We start from the raw sequence: 19484 nt of genomic DNA, 5'->3' as shown, positions 1-19484 counted from the left end.
CCCACGCCCCGCGAGTCACACCACGCCTCAGCCCGCCGGAGGATGAGCCACACACTGGCGGCCTCAAGCAGCGTTCAGCGAACGGTGAGCAGCTATTTAGCGTAATCTATAGCTCTAGTCTCCCTTATGACGGTAACCTTTATCTGCCCAGGATATTCCAGCTCATTCTCGATCTTCTCGGCCACATCTCGGGCCAGCGAACTCGCCCCGTCGTCCTGAACCTGGTCTTGATCGACCAGAATCCTGATCTCTCTGCCGGCCTGAATAGCGTAAGTTTTATTCACTCCCTTGAACGAAGACGCTATCTGTTCCAGCTTCTCGAGGCGCTTGATGTAGCTCTCCAAGACCTCGCGCCTCGCCCCGGGCCTGGATGCGGAAAGGGCGTCTGCGGCCTGCACAAGGACGGTGCCGACCTGGGCCTCCCTAAGATCGGAGTCGTGATGTCTTCCTACAGCCTCAACCACGGCGTCCGATTCGCCATACTTGCGAGCTAAGTTGGCCCCGATCTCAGCATGGGTGCCCTCGACCTCGTGATCGACTGCCTTCCCAATGTCATGCAAAAGCCCTGAACGACGCGCAGTCCGGGAGTCTGCGCCGAGCTCGCTGGCCATTATCCCAGCTATATGCGCCACCTCTTTTGAGTGCTGCAGAACGTTCTGCCCGTAGCTGGTTCTGTACTTCAGGCGCCCGAGCAGCTTGACAAGCTCAGGATGCACTTTTCCGACTCTCCCCTCAAACAGAGCTTGCTCGCCTTCTTCGATTATCTTGGCATCGATCTCTTTGCGAACCTTGCCCACGACCTCCTCTATTCGAGCAGGATGTATCCGGCCGTCGGCAATCAATCTGTCAAGAGCCACCTCCGCTATCTTCCGCTTGATGCCATCGAAACACGAAACGATGACTGCCTCCGGGGTGTCGTCAACTATCAGATCAACCCCAGTCGCGAGCTCAAGCGCACGAATGTTGCGGCCCTCGCGACCGATTATCCGCCCCTTCATCTCGTCGTTCGGAAGATAGACAACCGCCACGCTCGTCTCTGCCGCATACTCGGTGGCACAACGCTGAATGGCTGTGGAGATGATCTCACGAGACACCTTGTCTGCCTGCTCACGCGCCTCAGCCTCAATGTCCCGTACTGCCCTGGCCGACCGCTCGCTCGCATCCGCAACCATTTCCCTCATAAGAGCGTCCCGGGCCTCGTTACGGGTGAGACCAGCCACTCGCACAACCTCCTGTTGAGCCTCTTTCAATAGTGCCCGCCGTTTCTCTTTAAGAAGGTTCAGCTCACGCTCCCGACCTGCATTCTCACGCTCCTTCTTGGCCAAAAGACGCTCCCTCCTCTCGAAACTGTCAACCCGCCGGTCCAGGCTCTCCTCCTTCTGCAGCAACCTCATCTCAAACTGACGGAGCTTCTCCCCCTGGCCCTTCATCTCGCGCTCCAGCTCCTCCTTGAGCCGATACAGCTCATCCTTGCTCTTCAACTGCGATTCGCGTTTGGCAGTCTCCGCCTTCTCCTGGGCGTCCTTTACGATCTCTTCTGCAAGATCCTGTGCTCGCTTGAACTTTATCTCCACCAAGTGCTTTCTAAGCAAGTAGCCGGCAGAAAGACAAGCCACTGCAAGCACAGCAATAACCACTGAATTCACCTTAAACCCCTGCCTTCCCTATTACCATCAGTCTAATGGTCATAACTCGAAGTACAAATAGTGCAGGGAAATGCTCGTTGAAAGGCCGGGTAAGTGCGCAGAATCTCGGAGCTTAAGAACCTCAGCAGTCGGGTGAGATACAAAGATGCGAATTATGGTGGGCGGCCGCCCTGAAACGCCGTGTGGCAGGGCAAAATGAGAACCCAGTCTGTATAGGTGGGGAAATCATCGGACACTTCAGGCTTCCCTGCGAAATGCATGGCTTGCTCACCGTGCCCGAATTGAAAGCCCCTCTAATCTCTAATTGCCTCAAATGTCCTATCACCATCACAAACGCACCAGAATGCGGCCTGCCCACCAAAACTGGGAGGAATCCACCCTCTGTCTGTGCATCATTTTACTTCGCTTGTCTCAACTCGACTAACAAGAACTATTGGCCCTCATTCTATCAACCCCAGAAGCCGCTTGCCCTCTTGCTCAAAACTCTCTTTTAGCGACAGATACTCATCCTGAAGCAGCAAAAGCTCATATCCAAGCTGCATCATTGCAAGCATAGATATCCTGGAACTCGACGTTGATGGAAATACCCCGCGCAAGTCTCCCGCCAGCTTGTTGACAAGCCCGGCAACCCTCTCCACCTCGTTCTTACCGCAAGAACTTCGGAAAGTATATCGCTTGCCCAGAAGCTCCACCTCTACCTCGTTTGTGAGAGCATCGCTCTCCTCAAGCAAACCCGCGGCCCCTTGGCTCAATCGGCCTAGTCCTCCTCACTCTCAAGAAGCACCAGCAGACCCTCGACCTTTGTCCGAACCATTTCCTGTTGGTCTATAAATGTCTTATATTCCTCCTTTATCGACAATAGCTCACCTATCTTCTCTTCTGAACGCGTCATCTTGAGCATCGTCTCCTCAAGCTCATCCTGAAGACCATCTCGCTCCTTAATCAACCGCCGCTTCTCCTCAACCAACTGCTTGATGCGGCGTTCAACCTCCAGAAACGACGTCAGAACATCCGGCGACTCTGCCTGCTCAGCATCTGCCGCCGAAATCCCGCCAGCCGAAACTGCCTCGACAGACTCCCTGCCCAGCATCTCGTCCGCTGCGCCGGCATCCAATGTATCGCCAAGCATGTCCACGAAACGCTCGTCCGACTCCAGCTCACCTTCCAGTTCCAACCGCGCCGCGACCAGCTCATCATCACTGGCCCGCTCCGAGCCCTTGGGCTTGCCTGTCAACTCATCATCTAACCTATCGAAACCCGGACGGTCTATCACTTTATGCCTCTTTAGAAGCTACAAACTGGGTTAACTTCTCGAAACCCGCCGGATCAAATATCGCGATCTGCGACAGAACCTTCCGATTCAGCGTAACTTGCCTGTCGCCGAGACCATGAATGAACTCACTGTATCTTACCCCGTGAGCCCTCGCCGCAGCGCTGATGCGTAGTATCCAAAGCCGCCTGAAATCCCTCTTGCGCGTCCGGCGGTCCCTATATGAAAACGCAAGAGCACGAAGCACCGTCTCGTTGGCAGATTTATAAAGCTTCCGGCGGCCGCCCCGGTAGCCCTTGGCCATCGCGAGGACCTTCTTGTGGCGGCGCTTGCGCGCTACCGAAAACTTTGCTCTAGGCATGGTTTATCCTCTCTTACTCAATGCTCAAAGATATACATAGACTTTTCCTAAGTCTATACAAGATTGTCCGGACCGCAAGTCCCCCTTATCGGGGAAGAACTAGCAGTATCTCACGAATAAGGCAAAAGCCTTGAGATACGCTTGCGATCGGCAGCGCTAACAAGGGCCGGTTTGCCTAACCTATTCTTTCGCCTTCGTGTCTTCTTCGTAAGAAGATGCCCTTTGTTCGCGTGGTTCCTTATGATGCGTCCCGTACCGGAAACCTTGAATCGCTTCTTCGCTCCGCTTGAAGTCTTCAATTTTGGCATAGCCTAAACTTCGCCTCCTCAAACACAATCCATTGTAGTATTGAACTCACTCCTCACCACCTAGAGCATCCCAAAATGGCCAACGCAGTTCGTTCTGGCGCAATAACTACGCCCTAAAAAACTACTGAACGCTGCTGGCCTCGGTACCCTCGACTACCTGCGAGTTGCTGGGCTCGGTGCCCTCGACTACCTGCGAGTTGCTGGCCTCGGTGCCCTCGACTACCTGCGAGTTGGGGGCCACCTGGCCCTCATCATTCTTTGGGCTGCGCTTCCTCCTAGGAGCCAAGACAGTCGAGAGATTCCTACCCTCAAACCGAGGCTCGCCGGTCACAGATGCGGCATCTCCAACCGCATCGATCACCCGTTTCAGGAGAACCCCGCCAAGATCGATGTGAAGCTTCTCCCGACCTCTAAACCAGATGCTTACCTTGACCTTGTAGCCCTCGTCCAAAAAATGCGTTATGTGCTTTATCTTGAAATCAAAATCGTGCAGATCAGTCCTCGGCCGAAACTTGACCTCCTTGACCTGGGCCCTCGCCTGAGACTTCTTGGCAGTGTGAGACTTCTTACTGGTCTCATATTTGTGTTTGCCATAATTCATTATCTTACAGACCGGCGGAGCGGCCCTGGGGTCAACCTCCACCAAATCCATGTTGCGGTCAGACGCCTTCCGCAGCGCCACCCTAGTCAGCATTACACCGAGCTGCTTGCCGTCCTGACTAATGACCCTTACTTCGCTTGCGCGAATTGCCCCATTAACGCGTAGCTGTTTCTCTTCTATGGGTACCCTCCTAAGGAACCTCGTGGTTTCGCACCTGCTCGCCCGCCCGCGCCATAAACTCATCAAGCGTCATCGTTCCTATCTGGCCGTGCGAGCGGCGCCTCACTGAAACGTTGGAGGCCTCAGCCTCCTTCCCACCAACTATCAATGTATATGGAACCTTCGAGTGCTCCCTTATCTTGAATCCCAATTTCTCGCTCCGGTCATCCAGGACAGACCGGAACCCGGAGCCTAAAAGCCGTTCATAGACGCTGTTTGCGTACTCACGTTGAGCATCAGTAATAGGCAGCACCGCAACTTGCACCGGCGAGACCCACAGCGGAAACGCACCGCCGCAGTGCTCAATGAATACGCCGACGAATCGCTCGATCGACCCCAGAATCGCCCTGTGGATCATTACAGGCCGTTCCTCTGCTCCTGAGCTGCTTACGAACGTCAAGTCAAACCGTTCGGGCAGGTTAAAATCAAGCTGTATCGTAGTCCCCTGGTGCTTGTGGCCATAGACGTCAACGAGCTGAAAATCAATCTTAGGACCATAGAAGGCCGCCTCGCCCAGAACCTCCTTAAACTCCACATGCTTGGTCTGCAAAACCCGCCGCAGAATCGACTCGGACGCATCCCAGACCTCTGGCACGCCAATGTAGTTCGCCTGCTTATCAGTGTCCCTAAGAGACAGCTCGATCTCCAGCTCCTCAAACCCAAGCTCCCTTACCATAAACAGCGCAAGGTCAACCACAGAGCCAACCTCGGCCTCCACCTGGTCGGCCCGGCAGAAGATGTGCGCGTCATCGCACGTGTACCCACGCACCCTAAACAACCCGTGCAATGTCCCGGAACGCTCACGCCTGTAAACCGTCCCGAGCTCTGCGTATCTTATCGGAAGCTCGCGATAAGACCTTACCCTCGATTTATATATCTGAAGATGCAAGGGACAATTCATGGGCTTCAGAACGTATTCCTCATTCCCCACCGGCAGAACATACATATTCTCTTTGTAGTAGCCGTAATGCCCCGACGTCTCCCATAGTGTACTCTTGGCGATATGAGGCGTGCTCACCAGCTCATAGCCCCGTCTCAAATGCTCCCCAATCCAGAAATCCTCAATCAGCCTCTTGAGCGTCGCACCCCTGGGGTGCCAATAGACCAAGCCCGCACCCACACGCTCGTCTATCGAGAAAAGGTCGAGCTGCCTCCCCAACAGCCGGTGATCGCGCAGCTTCGCCTCAGAAAGCAGCCTAAGCTGCTCCTTAAGCTGCTCCTCCGTTGCGAACGCAGCGCCGTATATCCGCTGAAGCATGGGGTTCTTCTCGTCACCAAGCCAATACGCACCCGCAACCGACGTCAGCTTGAAGACGCCCAGCTCTCCTGTCGATCTGACGTGAGGACCCTTGCACAAGTCAACGAAATCACCGTGCCGATAAACAGTGATCTCCTCCCCCTCCGGCAGATTCTTTATGAGCTCTACCTTGTAATCCTGCCCCAGCCCACTGAACAGCGCCAGCGCCTCGTCCCTAGACAGAGCTTCTCTCTCAAAAGGTAAGTCCTGGGCAACAATCTCACGCATCTTGACCTCAATAGCATCAAAATCCGCCTCGCTGAACCGGCCCTCCCGTTCAAAGTCATAATAGAACCCGTTCTCAATCGCCGGGCCAATCCCAAGCTTGGTCCCCGGAAAGAGTCGCAACACAGCATCAGCAAGAACGTGGGCAGTGCTGTGCCGATATGCGTCCAAATTAAACGTCATGTTGTTCCACTTCTCTTAACTAAAGCACGTCCTGATCACATCGCACCTCCAAAGATACAACTCCATTGAAAATCATACTACTGGAAGCGAAGATAACCGGAAATGGTAGGCACGGGCGGCTTCGAACCGCCGACCTCTACCGCGTCAAGGTAGCGCTCCACCCCTGAGCTACGTGCCTACATAACCTAAAAACCTCACAGCGAGATGAACAGTGCGAAAGAAACTCATCGTCCCCACAATAATGCTAGCTCCACCGTGATGTCAACCGCTAAACCGCTAACGTGCCGCCAGCCCGGCTCAGTCGGGGTGGACTGGACGTGATTCTGCGCGAATTTTCAAACGTGCGACGAGCCCCGCGCCATCACGGTATTTACCTGCCCCGGATACGGTGAGCTCACCTGCTCGTCCTGCGAACCACTCTGAGCCCGACCGTCTCGTCGCGCCGGCCCGGCCAAAGCCAGCCCCGCGCCCCAGACCGACAGTCCTCGCGATTGCTCTGATAACACCCGCCCCGAACAACGCGCTGCGTGCCTTTCTCAGGCCCATGAGGGTTGTTTGCCCGGGATGAGGCATAGCAGTTCTCGTCATAGAAGTCCCAACACCTCTCCCAGACGTTGCCGTGCATATCATAAAGCCCGAACGCGTTAGGCGCAAGCTCGCCAACCGAGTGGACGCGGCCGTTGGAGTTATTCTTGAACCAGCCAACGCACACAAGGAACGACGGCAGGCCCTGCTCACACTTCCCGAAGGCCTCATCGCCCGTGCTGTAAAGCGACGTCGTCCCCGCCCGGCAAGCGTATTCCCACTCCGCCTCAGTCGGCAGCCGGAAGCCGTTTGCTGAGAAGTCGCATACAACGTCCTTACCTGAACCGCTGTAACATTTCTCGAGCCCAAATCGTTCGGAAAGCCTGTTGCAGAAGAGGCAACAATCGTCAAAATCAATCTCGGTAACCGGCCTGTCGGCGCCTCCGTCGAGGCGACCCCAGCCCATTACCTTCCCGAAAACTGCACGGGTAACCTCAAACTCCGACATCTCAAAACCGCTTCTGATTGCGACGTGATGCAACGGCCCCTCGCCGCTGGCGACGACGCCCGCCTCACCCGCGTTCCGGCTGCCCATCTCGAACTCGCCCGCCGGTATCCCGACCATCGTCAGCATGACCCCGTCCCCGAGGCTATAGCTTATCCCGTTGGCATAAAGGAGCGTCGGGTCCAGACTGTCCGGCCTGTCGATCCCTCTAGCCGGCAATATAACTCGTGTGTAGCTGTAGCCAAACAAAGACAGTGTGACGAGCAGAAACGCCGCGACACCGGCCGCAATCGGTGCAGCTGCTCTAAGCGTAGGTCGTCTCCCTAAAATCATCGCTAACCTCCCCATCTAGCACCCTTCTCACATAACAGCTCTGTTCTGATTATTGTTGCACCTATTCTACACGAAGGCCAGCTCGCGTCAAACAAGACCGGACCTCAACAGTTAAACAACGATGGGCCCCTTGAGGCCAATCTTGCTCACGCCGCACTTGAGCTGCCCCCATGTGTGCTTGACCGTCCGGCGGCTCTTGGCCTATTGTTGCCGTTGGTTGGGGAGGATGTTCTTGGCGAGAAGATCAGGAAGGCTAGGCAAGAGAGCGGTGAGTATGAGTTGGCGCAGGTGCGTGCTCTTTGTGCTGGTTAGCCTATTACTATTCGGTTGCCAGCAGGGTGGGCACGAGCAGAAACAACAGGCGAGCCGTGTTTCCGGACCGTTCAATGCCAGCAGGTCTTTCTCGCACCTTGTGGCACAGGTCAACCTCGGGCCGAGGGTGCCCGGGACCGAGGGGCACCTTGAGTGCCTCGACTACATCATCCGTCATCTGTCATCGACCGCCAAGTCGCTTCAGACGCAGCAGTTCCCCATAGATTGTTACGATGAGCCCATCGAAGGGACTAACATCTTGGCGACTTTTGGCAACGGTGCCGGGCAGCCCATATTATATTGCTGCCACTGGGACACGCGGCCAATCGCCGACAAGGACCCGAACCCCGACAACCGATACAAGCCTATCCCGGGCGCAAATGACGGGGCGTCCGGCGTTGCAGTCCTCCTAGAGCTCGCTACGTTGTTCCACCAAAAGCCGCCGCCAAGAGACGTCTCGCTGGTTTTTCTGGACGGCGAGGACTCTGGCGACTACAGAGAATGCAAATTCTGCATCGGTTCCTATTATCTGGCCCGCAATCTCGACTCGCTGTTTCCCAAGCGGCCGAGCTTTGGAATCCTGATCGACATGATAGGAGATAAGGACCTGTCAATCCCCCAAGAGAGGTATTCCGTCGCCGCAGCGCCTCATATCGTCAATTCGGTCTGGGCCATCGCGAGGCGCCTCGGATACTCACAGTTCAAAGATGTGCCCGGACCGGCGGTTTTCGACGACCACATCTGGCTCATCCGGGCGGGCGTCCCAACGATAGACATCATAGATTTTGACTATCCGGTTTGGCATACTCTCCAAGATGATGTTGACCATTGCAGCAAAGAGTCGCTCAAGGTCGTTGGGGATGTGCTTTACGTTCTTGCCTGCGAGGAGTAGTTGCAGGCCGTGGGCTATCTCCTCGGCCTATGAGCCTCGTAAGTTAGCATGTCTTTTTAGGAGGCGCAATGTTTTCGCCGAGAGACCTTTTTGAACTCGACAATTTCCAGCATCGAGCCCTTTTTGATGGCCTCAAGTTCGCATGGGAGGCCCTGCCCCTCATAGAGGGCTACATAAGATCGGTGATCAAACCAGCCATCCGCAGCCAAGTGATGGCTAACGTTACCTTGCTTGGAGAAGTCTTTATCGGAGAGGGCACGGTCGTGGAGCCCGGCGCATTCATAAGAGGTCCAACGATTATAGGCAAGAACTGTCAAATCCGCCAAAACGCATACATCCGCGGCTCGGTGATCGTGGGCGACGGCTGCGTGGTTGGGCATTCCACCGAGGTCAAGAACTCCGTATTCCTCAACGCATCCCACGCGCCTCACTTCAACTACGTCGGCGACAGCATTCTCGGAAACGAGGCGAACTTGGGCGCTGGAACAAAGCTCTCAAACTTCAAGATAACGACCGACAAGACGATCAAGATAAGGGCTGGTGAAAAAGTCTTCGACACAGGCCTCATCAAGTTCGGCGCCATTTTGGGCGATGGCGTCCAGACAGGCTGCAACGCGGTCTTAAGCCCCGGCACGGTCGTTGGGAGGCGTTCGCAGATATACGCTTGTGCCCTTGTGCGTGGCTTCGTGCCCGAAGATACAATCGTGAAGCTTCGGCAGAGCTTTGACCTGACTAAACTTGTCAACGCTGGCTAGATAGGGCATCGTTAAAGAGTTAGCTATGTTCTTGGCGGCGCTGATTTCGTCTGGACGGGAGATATGGCGCTGATTCAGATAGGGATTTGGGTGTGATGCTGTTAGTTGGTCTTACAGGTGGCTTTGGGAGCGGCAAGAGCACAGTCGCAACGATTCTTGCCGACATGGGTCTTCAGGTCGTAAGCGCAGACCGCCTGGCGAGGGAGGTCTGCGAGCCCGGCAAGCCTGCATTTCGTGAGATCGTCGAGACCTTCGGCGACGAAGTGGTTGCAGAGGATGGCAGTCTTGATAGAAAGCGGCTTGGCGATATTGTCTTCGCTGATTCGGCGTTGCTGGCACGGTTGAATAGTGTTGTTCATCCGCGAGTCATTGCCCGCGAAGGGGAACTCCTCAAGCAGATCGAGGAATCGAACCCCGACGCGATCGTGGTCCTCGACGTCCCGCTATTGATCGAGGTGGAGCGCCATCATCTAGTCGATTTCCTTGTCGTCGTCGATGCCCAAACCGAGCAGCGATTTGAGCGGCTTGAGAAGGAGTATGGCGACCTGAACCACGCCGCGGTCCAGTCCCGAATGAAGCATCAGATACCGCTCGAGGAGAAGGTCAAGATCGCTGATTTTGTCGTTGACAACAGCGGGACTCCGGAGTTGACGAGGAGGCAGACCGAAAAGCTCTTCGGCCTCCTAATTGACAAGCAGACTCGCCGATCTCTTTCTCTGTAATAGGCACATGTTAGCGTCGTGTTCCCCTGGTCGCTGGGTCACAATCGCCTGCGATGCTGCGTAGGGGCGGCTCACGAGCCGCCCGTACAGGACGGCACGCCGCCGCCAAAGGAATCCCTAGATGAAAACCATCTCTGACCCGGCCGCGATTGAGCCATATCTGACCGACGAGAGTAATGCCTTCAAGGCGCCGCTGATGAAGGTGTCCGAGGTTCTGCTGCCGGAGAGCGTCGATGACCTGGCCTCTATCCTCTCGTCCGCCAACTCCAGCAGGACCCCATGCACCATATCAGGCGCGGGAACTGGCATTACAGGCTCAAGGGTCCCAATGCAGGGCGGCTGCGTCATCTCCCTGGAACGTTCGCTGACGGCGAGCGTCCCGAGGGCGTGGAAGGCTGTCCCCCGCAACTTCCCGACCGGCAAGACAACGATCGCCATCTCCCCCGACGACCGGCGGGCAAGGGTGCCGCCCGGTTTGACGCTTGACATGTTGACGGAGATGCTGCCCGACGATCTCTTCTATCCACCCGACCCGACCGAATCGACCGCGCAGCTCGGCGGAACAGTCGCCACGAACGCCTCGGGCTCACGCACCTTCTACTATGGGCCGACCAGAGATTGGGTTTCTGGGCTGACGGTCGTTCTTGCCGACGGCGACACGCTAACCATCAAGCGCGGCGAAGCGTTCGCGGATGACGACGGCATCCTGCGCTTTGCGACCGACTCCGGCCAGCGCTACGAGGTGCCCATCCCGACCTACTCGCCCCCTCGGACGAAGAACGCTGCGGGGCTTTACGCCTCGCCCAGAATGGACCTGATAGACCTGTTCGTGGGCTGCGAGGGGATACTCGGCGTCTTCGCCGAGATCGAGATCAAGCTAGCCAAGAGGCCCGCTGAACTCATTGCTGACCTGGCGTTCTTTGAGAGCGAGCCGAATGCGCTAGCCTACGCCGACGATATTCGTGCCCTCCGCGAAAAGGGCATAATCGCCATCGAATACTTCGACGCGAGCTCGCTCGCCTTCATGCGAGATAAGAACCCCCGCATCAAGCAGAATCACTATGCCGCCGTCCTGGTCGAGGCGCTGGGCGATCGCGATGACACGGTCGATGCGATTCTCGAGGCTTGCGAACGATACAAGGCAGTTGACGACTGGTCTGGGCCGCCCGAGCAGTTCAACGAGTTTCGGCACTCGCTCCCAGAATCCGTGAATAGCTACTTGAAACAACGCCAAAGCCACAAGCTAGCAACGGACTTCGCGGTTCCTGCTAGCGGCTTCGGGGAGATGATGCAGTCCTATCGCCAGGCGGATGAGACGTTCAAGAAAGCATTCCCAAGGCCCGGCGTTCACACAGTCCTCTTTGGCCACCTCGGCGACTTTCACCTGCACTTCAACTTCATAACCCACACTGAGCCCGAGATGGCATTCTGCAAGCAGCTTTATTTGCCCCTGGCAAGACTAGCCGTCGCTCTCGGTGGGACAATCTCCGCTGAGCACGGCGTCGGCAAGAAAACGGTGGGGATTGCCGGGCGCGAGGTTCCCTACCTGGAGCTCATGTATGGCCGGGAAGGCCTCGAGCAGATAGCTGCTATCAAGCGCGCCCTCGACCCCAACCTCATCCTGAATATCGGCAACATGCTCTCGGACAGTTTCTTCTAGATTCGGACAGGCTGAGCCGGCATAAACTACCACCAACTCAGTCCGTTGTGACCTGCTATTTCTGAGTTCTGAAGCCTGCTTCACGCTCAAACAGCAGAGGTGCCCTCTTCTTAAAGTCATCCAAAGTGGGGAAATGCTTATCGACAGCGCTGAGGATTCTTTGTCGGTCTTTCCGGTTAAGTTCCTCGAAGTTCTCATGCACGGCCATACTTCGGAAGGGTAGCCGAGCCTTCTCAAACCTCAGACACGAGATCGTCACTAGCCGGGCCTTCGCCTCGTCCTTTACACCAAACAGATAAATGGGACGAGAATCCACAGCGAACTCATAATCTACCTCAAGCTCGTCGTGGTCAGGTATGGGGTATGATTTCTGTTGGCACGGATAGTGCGCCAGGGAGTCGTGTATGAACTCGCCCAACGATTCGTAGAAGAGACTTCGGACAATCTCCCGTCTAAGGATCTCGAGATTCGCTATCTTCGCAACCGCTTGCGCAAACTGCAGAATGGCAGGATATAGACTTTCGGGCCGAGTCTCGATGAAGAGATTACCATTGTCCTCAACAATACCATTCTCGGCGACGATCTGCCGGAATATCCGTTCCTTATTTGGCGTGTCGATCTCGAAGGAGTAGGAGAGACGCATCAACGTCATTGCGTGATCACAGATTCGAATTAAACCTGGTTCCTGTCCTTGCTGTAAGAAAATGTCCACCATATCCCCATCTTCATGGAACAGCGGGACAAGAAGCTGCATAACACCAGGCCGCTTCTCTTTGAGTTCTATATGACCATTGAACTGCTCTTTCAGGAGATTCAGATAAGGTCGCGGTTCAAGACGGTCAACGATACTTGGCATCAATGTTCCTCCTTCCCAAAATCGAGACTGGACTGACTCGGCGTTGGGAAATGGTCGCGGATATCAATCAGGTGGATTTCTCTGAAAAACTCCGACAAGGCCTCTTCATAAGATGCATAACGATCAGTCCTGACCGCAGACTGATCCTCCCTCGAGCCCGCAGATATGTTCCCGGCTTTCGCTTTATGAATGTGATAGCATTCATGCCAATGAGATGACATAGAATCGGATGCGAGCTCTCGATGCACATGAACGCCATTAAACCGTATAAGCCGTATCTTCTGGCGACCGTCGCTTGGCAGAAAGACTAATCCTATGCTGAAGTTCTCATTGAAGTCGATGTTCTGCCGCATGAAGATATGGAAATGATACCTTTCTTCGACAGATTCAACTGTCATCTCGTTTCTCAGAGAGCCCTGCACGTCGCTCATCTTCTTTCTCGGCGGTTGGATTACTCTCTTTTTGCAACGGATTAAATAATCTATCTCCCGATCGGTGTAATCCGATTCGTTATCAGCATCTGACGCACTGTTTGCGTCTTCATCCATCACTAGACGCCTCAGCTAGCTTTGATTTGGGAGATCATACACTCTTCAAAGAATAATCCAGCCACAATCCACTGGCAAGCAGGTCTAATCTCTGCGTCTGCCCGCCTCGTTCACACCAGCCGATCTGGCTCCTCACGCTCTTTATTCCCCCTTGTCGCTGGTCTGCGCGTATGCCTGGTGCCGGCGGGGTAGTCTATTCGGGCGCCTGCGAGCAGGTCCTCAATCGTGAAGAGCTGGATGCGGGGGTATTTTTTCTGAGAGACCGGGGACGTGTAGAACCCGGCGGCCGCAGCCTCCGCGCGCATCTGCTTCGTTGGCTGCTTCAAGGTGATATAGACGCCGATCTGCGCGTTCTCCCTGTCGAGGACGCCCACAAGGTCGCGAATATGCGATGGGCCAACGTGGCCGCTTTTCACCTGCACGACTATCTGCTTGGCGTTTGCGTTCGGGCCCTCGTCATAGAAATAGAGGCGCCCGTCAACGCCTCTGTCCGCTCCCTTCTTCTTCTCCCTCTGTTCGCTGGCGCCAGCAAGGCCCAGCGCCCACAGCTCGAACTTGTAGCGGTCTTCTTGAGCCAGTTCCTCCGCGTCAGGAACCGTCTTTGGCAGGCCGTCCACCTCGTATTCAACACCGGGTCCAAAGGCCTGCTGGAGCCGGCTTCTCACGGCGTTGATCGCAAGAGGCGTGATGTCGATACCAATCCAGTTCCTTCCGAGCCTCTCCGCTACAACGATCGCGGTCCCACAGCCGCAGAACGGGTCCAGCACCACGTCTCCAGGCTTGCTGCTCGCCTTGATGATGCGTTCAAGGAGCGCCTCAGGCTTCTGCGTCGGGTAGCCCAGCCGCTCTCTCGCTGACGGCGCAACAATTGGGATCAACCACACGTCGTCGGGGTGCTTGCCCTCTGGATGTAGCTTCTGAATACCAAAATCGTGCCCTTTTCTTACGTTGCCGATGTAATGCGCAAACCTCTCCTTTGTGGTTTGTGCATACTCATCCCTGACCGCGTCTGCATCGAAGAAGGAAGCGTCACCACGTGAATACATAAGAATGATGTCGTGTCTGCGCGCCCAACGAGCCTTCGACAGTCCGCCTCCCTTGTAATACCAGACGATCTCGTTCTGGAATGACCTGGTACCAAACACTGCGTCCATAAGAAGCTTCAGGTAGTGGCTCGCAGTGGGATCGCAGTGCAGATAGATCGAGCCGGTCGCTTTCAGGACGCGCTGAAGCGCAAGAAGCCGAGGCGCCATCATCGCCAGGTAGGACATCATGTCGCTCGTGCCAAGAAACTGCCGCAGAGCCTGCATCAGCCTTGAGACGTCATCCGGCCCGGAGACCACGATATCCTCGAAAGCCTCCGCCGCTGCCCGGTCCCAACTCCAGGTATCCTTGAACGCCTCAATCGGCTTTCTTTTCTGCGCCCCGTTCTTCTCCTTGAATATGACGTTGTAGGCCTTGTTGCTTTTGAACGGCGGATCGAGATAGATGAGGTCAACCGAGGCGTCCTTGATGTGCAGTCGGAGGACGTCTAGATTGTCGCCCAAGCAGAGCCAGTTCTCTGTCACCATTCCCTCCATCGATCCTAATACCATACTAACAATAACGCCTGACGCCGTCAACGTTTGCTGGCTTCGCTCGAACGGCCGGTATGCAAAGAACTCATCCCGATGTGTGTCGGGTGGCTTTATCCGATGCTCAATCTCTGGCATATTCTGCTCTGCGAATGAAGACGGCTGGGGTAGATTAAGGGTCGAATCGGGCGATGCACAAAGAATATCAGGTTTTACGTAATTATCTGCACGAAATCTGGGCTCAGGGGATCGATGTCGCGAGCGCCGAGATATTCTTTCTCTCGGACTTCCGCATCGACCTTTCGGAACACCCGCTCCATGAATCAATGGCCAAGAAACTGAGAAACATCGACAAATCCTGGCATCTTTCAGAATACGGCAACACCTCGGGCGACATCTTCGTGCGCGAGGCATTAACCAAGCTCGAGAATGCACGGCTCGAGACCAACCTCTACTCAATAGACGACGTGATGCTGACGCTCGGCGCGACTGGCGCCATCTCAATGATATACAAAGGTTTTTTGAAACGAGGGGCGCGAGTCCTCATGATTCCGCCGATTTATTATGTATTTGCTGGCGCGGCAGAACAGCTCGGGATAACCGTTGATATGATGAACGTGGCGCGCGACAACGACTTCTTGCCGACGATTGATGCCTTCGAGGCCGCCCTCAGCAGCCAGGATTACGACCTGGTGCTGATAACGAATCCTACCTATCCAATCGGGCGGGTGTATCAGCCGGACCTGCTCTTCGGCATCCTTGACTGCATCGCTGCGTACAATCGGCAGCGCCCCTGTCTGGCGATACTCGACGAGGTCTATGCGCAGATGGCATTCGACCTCGATAAGGTTCACTACGGGCCCCATCTGGCGGACTATGATTTCCTTATCAGGACCAACAGCATGTCGAAGTCGCTTGGGACCGCTGGGCTTCGGGTCGGTTATTTCTGCGCCCATCCGGAGCTTTGCAGGCGCGTTCACGAAGGGACTGGCTGGCGTGTGATGGATTTCTTGAACGACCTCGGCGATCTCGAGTATGGCACACCACCGCCCGTCTTCGGGCCATACATTGCCGCTGGCTGCGAGTTCTTCGGCCGAGTGGAAGCTGATGAGAACAGCCCGGAGGCCACGTTTTGGCGCCGTAACCTTGCGAGGTATTGGGACAAATACCAGGTTGCCAAGGCGATGATCGATGACGCGGGGCTGGACTACATCGAGCCGGAAACGGCTTTCAGCGTAATGGTGGAGCTGCGAGGGGCGAGAACGCCTGAGGATCAGTTCGAGATATTCAAGAGGCTCTTGGCGGCCAAGAGGGTCTATGCCTTGCCAGGCGCCTTATATCGAATGCCGGACGATGCACAGCCGGCGATGGTGCGAGTCTCCTTCGGACAGCCGGAGGCAATGCTTAGGGAGGGGCTGACCCGCGCTCTCGACTTCTGGCTCAAATGAGAGCTTCAAGCGAGAAGACACAGAAGACACAAAGGGAACCGGTGATATTCCCTGAAATAAGCAGCCGGTTTGGTCTTGCGAGAGCGACTGCGGCAACATCGCAGCCTGAGCGCTTTGTCTCCCCTTTTCTTCCTGCCTTTGTGGTTAGCAGAGAATTGCCGGTCCCGATTGTTCTTGATAGCATTGGGGTCAGGTCTAGGATCCCTGACTAGCAATCAAAGCGGTCCATGGGCAGTGTGACACGGACATGATGGGACTGAGCATATTCTTCGGCCTTGGATTACTGACATTGGGCGCCGAGCTTCTGGTCCGCGGGTCGTCGCGTTTGGCGCGGGCGCTAAAGCTCTCGCCGCTGATAATCGGCCTGACGGTCGTGGCCTTCGGGACGAGCGCTCCCGAGCTGGCCGTCAGTGTCAGAGCGGGTCTGGCAGGACAATCCGGCATCGCCCTCGGCAACGTCGTCGGAAGCAACATCTTCAACACTCTTCTTATCCTCGGACTCTCTGCTCTGATCATGCCGCTAAGGGTCTCGCAGCAGCTGGTGCGTCTTGACGTGCCGATCATGATAGCGGTCTCGGCGCTGGCCTGGGCCCTCGCGACCGATGGAACGATCAGTCGGCTGGAGGGGATGATGTTTCTGATAGGCATCATCGGTTACACATTCCTGCTGCTGCGCCTGGGAAAGAGAAACACCTCTTTTCCTGATAAGTCCGTCCCAGCTCAGGGCTCGAACCCCTTGGTTCAGGGGTCCAGGCACATGCTAATGCCGCTCGTGCTCGCTATCGTGGGATTGGCTCTCCTGGTCATCGGAGCCCGGTGGTTGGTGTCCGGGGCGATTGCCCTGGCGAGGTGCCTCGGAGTTAGCGAGCTGCTAATCGGACTAACCCTGGTCGCCGGAGGGACCTCACTGCCGGAGTTGGCGACGTCCTTGGTGGCCAGCATCCGTCGTGAAAGGGACATTGCTGTGGGAAACGTTGTGGGCAGCAACATCTTCAACATATTGGCAGTGCTGGGGGCCTCCGCCACAGTATCAGGAGGTGTGAACGTTGCCCCGGCAGCCTTGCACTTCGACGTTCCCGTTATGGTGGCGACGGCCCTGGTGTGCCTTCCCATATTCTTCACCGGCGCTCAGATAGCCCGTTGGGAAGGGGTTCTGTTTTTGGCGTATTACGCTGCATATCTCGCCTACCTGCTCATGGCGGCATCACACCATGAGTGCCTGCAGTTCTTCAGCAGCGTCATGTTGTGGTTCGTTCTGCCGGCGACCGTGTTCGGCATCGGGCTTTCCTTGCTCTACGCCACGCGGTCCAGGAAACAGGCTTGACATGAACCCTCCGAAGAGATTACAGGAGGGCGAGATGCCTTCAGACCCCGAGCTCCCCTTCCGGTCATCTACTGGGGCGTTCGCCTCGACGCTGGATTGTCCTAGCTCTGCTTGTGGATGGGGCCGTATACGACTTGGACTCTTGGCCCACCTCAACGTTTGGTTGCTCGAGGATGGCATTAAGCGCATAATCCTACAGGTAAACCACGAAGTTCACAAAGACACACGAAGACAGGAGATTTGTGCTCCTTCATGTTTTTCAGGATGGGTGAGCTTTGAAGTTGCGTTCTAGGATTAGGCTTGCGGCCGAGGTAATCAGTTCGCCGGCCTGGCTTCGCCGGATTAACTGGGACCCTGACCGGCTCGAGCGCTTTCGCGAATCGCGGCTGAGGGAAGTAGTGGCTTCGGCGTATCGAAACGTCCCGGCCTACCGCGACCTCATGGCTGGTGCCGGCGTTTCCCCCGACGATGTGCGGGGCTTCGACGACCTAGCCTCCCTGCCTCTCATAGACAAGAGATTCTTCCGCTCCCGTCCATTTGAGGAGCTCTACTCCAAAGCCAGCCTCGGGCCGCTCATGGCGAGGCGAACGAGTGGCTCAACCGGCGTCCCGCTGCTCTTCGTCCACTCGAGGCGCAATCGCTGGAAGCGGATAATTGTCGATCTTCGGGCGAATCTCCGCCTCGGCCTTCGGCCAAGCGACATTCACCTCGTCGTTGCGAGTCCCGAGGCGCAGAAACGTGGCCGGAACGTTTTGCAAAGGCTGGGATTCTTCCGGCGCGAGTATGTCTCCGCTGACGAGAGCAAGGAGACGATCGCCGCGCGCATCGAGGCATTGAACCCTCACCTCCTACAATGTTACCCAAGCCATCTCTTGCTGCTCGCTGAGATTGTGGACAGGCGCCGTCTGACAAACCTTCGGCGTATCATCTCGGCTGGCGAGGTTCTAACGGACGAGGCAAGGTCCCGGATTGAGGCCGCATTCGGCGCCGTGGTTACTAACTACTACGGGCTCAAGGAGCTCGGCATGGTCGCCTGGGAGTGCCTCGAGCGCAAGGGCATGCACGTCAACTGGGACCTCTATCACGTTGAGGAGCTGCCCGATTCGCACCAGCTGGCTATCACGCTCCTCGACGATGACGCAATGCCATTTATTAGGTACAACACGCTCGACAGGGGGCGCCTCGAGTTCGATCCGTGTGCCTGCGGGTGCTCGTTCCCGCGCATCGTTCAGGTGGAGGGTCGGTCGGACGACTGTATTGTAACATCCGACGGGAGGCGCATCCCGCCGCTTCAGGTCAACTTCGTTGATTTCACCGGACACACACAGGCCGGCGCCTACCAGGTGCGGCAGGAGCGTCCGGGACACATCCAAGTCCTTCTGGTTCCTACGGAGGCCTTTGACATGGAATCCTGCCAGAAGCGCATCCGGCGCGACATTGACGAGTTTCTTTGCCCGGAGATCACCTTCGAGATCAGGCTCGTCGAGTCAATCCCCCGTGAACGCTCTGGCAAGCTGCGCTCCGTGGTCTCGCTTGTGGACTCTGATAACGAGCACCGGTAGGATTCAGCTTTCTTCAAGAGCTTCCGTGCCTGTCCACGGTTGCAGGGAGCGGGACAGAAGTTGTGAGAGACTTCGGGCTGCGAGGATGATTGAGGCCGGGGTTGAATGACTAGACGGCTGGCAAGTATAATGCAGATATGACACTTGGCCATTGGGAGGTTGGGAAACGGAAACGTCAGAAGGTGTGATCGTGGAACGTGTGATAAGGGCTGCCCTTGTGTTGGCCTGCGGTGTGTGTTTGCTTTGTGTCTGCGATGTCTTAGGGGCAGAAAACGAGGCAGCGAGCGTGGCTACGGTTCTTGCCAGAGTGCAGGCGAGATATGCTGCAATCGAGCGGATGCAGGCCTCGTTCAATCAG

Annotated in this window: 18 protein-coding genes, 1 tRNA gene and 1 other RNA gene; 7 read left to right on the top strand and 13 right to left on the bottom strand. The window is 56.1% G+C overall.

Annotated elements, in window-relative coordinates; translation table 11 throughout:
- Positions 1-92 precede the first annotated feature (92 nt).
- The 10 genes from rny to VM163_02105 form a co-directional block, all read right to left on the bottom strand.
- A complete protein-coding gene (rny, locus tag VM163_02150; protein HUT02675.1) occupies positions 93-1646 on the bottom strand; it encodes a ribonuclease Y in 1554 nt (517 codons plus the stop codon).
- 163 nt (positions 1647-1809) lie between these two features.
- A non-coding RNA gene (ssrS, locus tag VM163_02145) (6S RNA) lies at positions 1810-1994 on the bottom strand.
- Between the two features lie 92 nt (positions 1995-2086).
- Positions 2087-2398 carry a cell division protein ZapA gene (locus VM163_02140; protein HUT02674.1) on the bottom strand — a complete coding sequence of 104 codons (312 nt, stop codon included), beginning with the start codon at positions 2396-2398 and terminating at the stop codon, positions 2087-2089.
- A 5-nt stretch (positions 2399-2403) separates the two neighbouring features.
- Positions 2404-2919 (bottom strand): hypothetical protein, encoded by a 516-nt coding sequence (locus VM163_02135; protein HUT02673.1) that lies wholly within the window; start codon positions 2917-2919, stop codon positions 2404-2406.
- A gap of 1 nt (position 2920) precedes the next feature.
- Positions 2921-3277: a 50S ribosomal protein L20 gene (rplT, locus tag VM163_02130; GenBank protein HUT02672.1), complete on the bottom strand. Its 357-nt coding sequence runs from the start codon at positions 3275-3277 to the stop codon at positions 2921-2923.
- A 110-nt stretch (positions 3278-3387) separates the two neighbouring features.
- Complete coding sequence (rpmI, locus tag VM163_02125) at positions 3388-3585, bottom strand: 50S ribosomal protein L35 (GenBank protein ID HUT02671.1); 198 nt, start codon at positions 3583-3585, stop codon at positions 3388-3390.
- A 121-nt stretch (positions 3586-3706) separates the two neighbouring features.
- Positions 3707-4429: a translation initiation factor IF-3 gene (gene infC, locus VM163_02120; protein HUT02670.1), complete on the bottom strand. Its 723-nt coding sequence runs from the start codon at positions 4427-4429 to the stop codon at positions 3707-3709.
- Positions 4377-6110, bottom strand: coding sequence for a threonine--tRNA ligase (thrS, locus tag VM163_02115; GenBank protein ID HUT02669.1), 1734 nt, complete (start codon positions 6108-6110; stop codon positions 4377-4379). The genes infC and thrS overlap by 53 nt, the downstream gene beginning before the upstream one ends.
- A 103-nt stretch (positions 6111-6213) precedes the next feature.
- A tRNA-Val gene (locus tag VM163_02110) sits at positions 6214-6288 on the bottom strand.
- A gap of 216 nt (positions 6289-6504) precedes the next feature.
- Positions 6505-7473: a formylglycine-generating enzyme family protein gene (locus tag VM163_02105; GenBank protein HUT02668.1), complete on the bottom strand. Its 969-nt coding sequence runs from the start codon at positions 7471-7473 to the stop codon at positions 6505-6507.
- A 232-nt stretch (positions 7474-7705) separates the two neighbouring features.
- On the opposite strand from VM163_02105, the gene VM163_02100 reads away from it, so the two are divergent.
- The 4 genes from VM163_02100 to VM163_02085 all read left to right on the top strand — a co-directional run bounded on the left by VM163_02100 (position 7706) and on the right by VM163_02085 (position 11814).
- Positions 7706-8677, top strand: coding sequence for a M28 family peptidase (locus VM163_02100; GenBank protein ID HUT02667.1), 972 nt, complete (start codon positions 7706-7708; stop codon positions 8675-8677).
- A 68-nt stretch (positions 8678-8745) separates the two neighbouring features.
- The gene (locus VM163_02095) at positions 8746-9432 is read left to right on the top strand and encodes a glucose-1-phosphate thymidylyltransferase (GenBank protein HUT02666.1); all 687 of its coding nucleotides are present in this window, start codon (positions 8746-8748) and stop codon (positions 9430-9432) included.
- A 95-nt stretch (positions 9433-9527) separates the two neighbouring features.
- Positions 9528-10154 carry a dephospho-CoA kinase gene (gene coaE / locus VM163_02090; GenBank protein HUT02665.1) on the top strand — a complete coding sequence of 209 codons (627 nt, stop codon included), beginning with the start codon at positions 9528-9530 and terminating at the stop codon, positions 10152-10154.
- Between the two features lie 121 nt (positions 10155-10275).
- A complete protein-coding gene (locus VM163_02085) occupies positions 10276-11814 on the top strand; it encodes an FAD-binding oxidoreductase (GenBank protein ID HUT02664.1) in 1539 nt (512 codons plus the stop codon).
- A 55-nt stretch (positions 11815-11869) separates the two neighbouring features.
- Here the strand turns inward: VM163_02085 and VM163_02080 are convergent, their stop codons facing one another.
- The 3 genes from VM163_02080 to VM163_02070 form a co-directional block, all read right to left on the bottom strand.
- A complete protein-coding gene (locus VM163_02080; protein HUT02663.1) occupies positions 11870-12670 on the bottom strand; it encodes a DUF1828 domain-containing protein in 801 nt (266 codons plus the stop codon).
- Positions 12670-13218 (bottom strand): hypothetical protein, encoded by a 549-nt coding sequence (locus tag VM163_02075; GenBank protein HUT02662.1) that lies wholly within the window; start codon positions 13216-13218, stop codon positions 12670-12672. The genes VM163_02080 and VM163_02075 overlap by 1 nt, the downstream gene beginning before the upstream one ends.
- Before the next feature lie 110 nt (positions 13219-13328).
- Positions 13329-14789, bottom strand: a complete 1461-nt coding sequence (locus VM163_02070; GenBank protein ID HUT02661.1) for a DNA methyltransferase — start codon at positions 14787-14789, stop codon at positions 13329-13331.
- A gap of 194 nt (positions 14790-14983) precedes the next feature.
- Here VM163_02070 and VM163_02065 point away from each other — a divergent pair, with 194 nt between their 5' ends.
- The 3 genes from VM163_02065 (at position 14984) to VM163_02055 (ending at position 19126) form a co-directional block, all read left to right on the top strand.
- The gene (locus VM163_02065) at positions 14984-16240 is read left to right on the top strand and encodes a pyridoxal phosphate-dependent aminotransferase (GenBank protein HUT02660.1); all 1257 of its coding nucleotides are present in this window, start codon (positions 14984-14986) and stop codon (positions 16238-16240) included.
- Positions 16241-16487: 247 nt separating this feature from the next.
- Positions 16488-17564 carry a calcium/sodium antiporter gene (locus VM163_02060; GenBank protein ID HUT02659.1) on the top strand — a complete coding sequence of 359 codons (1077 nt, stop codon included), beginning with the start codon at positions 16488-16490 and terminating at the stop codon, positions 17562-17564.
- A gap of 281 nt (positions 17565-17845) precedes the next feature.
- Positions 17846-19126 (top strand): AMP-binding protein, encoded by a 1281-nt coding sequence (locus VM163_02055; GenBank protein HUT02658.1) that lies wholly within the window; start codon positions 17846-17848, stop codon positions 19124-19126.
- Positions 19127-19484 lie beyond the last annotated feature (358 nt).

This window comes from bacterium, assembly GCA_035527515.1.
GTDB lineage: Bacteria > B130-G9 > B130-G9 > B130-G9 > B130-G9 > B130-G9.
Note: the sequence above shows the minus strand (reverse complement) of the source record. Positions and strands in the feature narration are given on the sequence as shown.

Coding starts and splice junctions, on each gene's coding strand:
- VM163_02075 (HUT02662.1), bottom strand. CDS start 13,218: ATGGATGAAGACGCAAACAGTGCGTCAGATGCTGATAACGAATCGGAT.
- VM163_02085 (HUT02664.1), top strand. CDS start 10,276: ATGAAAACCATCTCTGACCCGGCCGCGATTGAGCCATATCTGACCGAC.
- VM163_02080 (HUT02663.1), bottom strand. CDS start 12,670: ATGCCAAGTATCGTTGACCGTCTTGAACCGCGACCTTATCTGAATCTC.
- infC (HUT02670.1), bottom strand. CDS start 4,429: ATGAGTTTATGGCGCGGGCGGGCGAGCAGGTGCGAAACCACGAGGTTC.
- VM163_02060 (HUT02659.1), top strand. CDS start 16,488: ATGATGGGACTGAGCATATTCTTCGGCCTTGGATTACTGACATTGGGC.
- rpmI (HUT02671.1), bottom strand. CDS start 3,585: ATGCCAAAATTGAAGACTTCAAGCGGAGCGAAGAAGCGATTCAAGGTT.
- VM163_02105 (HUT02668.1), bottom strand. CDS start 7,473: ATGATTTTAGGGAGACGACCTACGCTTAGAGCAGCTGCACCGATTGCG.
- VM163_02065 (HUT02660.1), top strand. CDS start 14,984: ATGCACAAAGAATATCAGGTTTTACGTAATTATCTGCACGAAATCTGG.
- rplT (HUT02672.1), bottom strand. CDS start 3,277: ATGCCTAGAGCAAAGTTTTCGGTAGCGCGCAAGCGCCGCCACAAGAAG.
- coaE (HUT02665.1), top strand. CDS start 9,528: ATGCTGTTAGTTGGTCTTACAGGTGGCTTTGGGAGCGGCAAGAGCACA.
- thrS (HUT02669.1), bottom strand. CDS start 6,110: ATGACGTTTAATTTGGACGCATATCGGCACAGCACTGCCCACGTTCTT.
- VM163_02070 (HUT02661.1), bottom strand. CDS start 14,789: ATGGTGACAGAGAACTGGCTCTGCTTGGGCGACAATCTAGACGTCCTC.
- VM163_02095 (HUT02666.1), top strand. CDS start 8,746: ATGTTTTCGCCGAGAGACCTTTTTGAACTCGACAATTTCCAGCATCGA.